Origin of the sequence: Anaerococcus hydrogenalis DSM 7454 (assembly GCF_000173355.1) — a bacterium.
GTDB classification, from domain to species: domain Bacteria; phylum Bacillota; class Clostridia; order Tissierellales; family Peptoniphilaceae; genus Anaerococcus; species Anaerococcus hydrogenalis.
On sequence record NZ_ABXA01000025.1, the window covers coordinates 1 to 1,176 of the forward strand.

Annotated in this window: 2 protein-coding genes; both read left to right on the plus strand. The window is 28.5% G+C overall.

Annotated features, from left to right (window positions below):
- Nucleotides 1-338 (plus strand): helix-turn-helix domain-containing protein (locus ANHYDRO_RS04470; RefSeq protein WP_004814008.1); only part of this gene is annotated, 338 nt, incomplete at its 5' end.
- An 88-nt stretch (nucleotides 339-426) separates the two neighbouring features.
- Nucleotides 427-1,158 (plus strand): IS3 family transposase, encoded by a 732-nt coding sequence (locus ANHYDRO_RS04475; RefSeq protein ID WP_004814011.1) that lies wholly within the window; start codon nucleotides 427-429, stop codon nucleotides 1,156-1,158.
- Nucleotides 1,159-1,176 lie beyond the last annotated feature (18 nt).

Consider the following 1,176-nt stretch of genomic DNA (forward strand, 5'->3'; position numbering starts at 1 on the left):
TAGGGTCTGTAGCGATTGAAGTCGGTATTAATCCTGGACAACTTTATTCATGGGTTAACAAGTATAAAATTTATGGATATAATGGTCTTGTAAACAAAAAGAAAGGTCGTAAACCTAAGAATATAACTATGAAAAAAACAAATATCCATAAACCAAAAAAACTTGATGAATCTGAACGAGAAGAATTAATAAGACTTAGAGCAGAAAATGAATATATAAAGGCAGAAAACGAAATAATAAAAAAAGAAATCGCCTTGAGAGAAAAGAATTACGCTGCGCGACTCAAGGCGAAAAAGCAGCAATCGTCAAAGAACTCAAAGAAAAAGGCTACAAACTAAAATATCTTTTAATAGCTATTGATTTGCCAAGGTCAACATACTATTTTGAAATGAAAAAAGTTGATGTTGTTAGTATTAGCAAAAGCATATGGAAAATAAAATAGCTGAGATATTTAACCATCATAAAGGAAGGTATGGAGTTAGACGAGTATATAGAGAATTATTAAATCAAGGATATACAATAAATCATAAAAAAGTTCAGAGAATAATGCATGAACTAAAACTATTTGGCAAAAGACCTAAAGAAAAATATCGTTCATACAAAGGAAAAGTAGGAAAAATAGCTGATAATCTAATAGACAGAAACTTTAAGGCAAATAGACCTTTTCAAAAATGGAGTACAGACGTATCTCAATTTAACTTTTCATGGGGAAAATGCTACATTTCTCCAATACTTGATATGTATACCAATGAGATTATCTCTTACGACTTATCCTTAAGTCCTAATTTAAAACAAATATATAATATGTTAACAAAAGCATTTAATAAATTTCCAAAACTAAACAACTTAATATTACATTCAGATCAAGGTTGGCAATACCAACATAAATATTATATAAATGAACTTAAGAAACATGGTATAATTCAATCAATGTCAAGAAAAGGTAATTGTTATGATAACTCAATTATGGAAACTTTTTTTGGAAGATTAAAGAATGAAGTTTATTATGGTTACGAAAAGAGCTATAGCTCTTTTGAAGAATTTTCGGAAGCAATAGAAAAATATATCTATTATTACAATAACGAAAGAATTCAGGAGAAAACAAAATGGATGCCACCTACAAGATATAGGTTAGCATCCACTACAACTAATAATTAAATATTGTGTCCAGTTTTA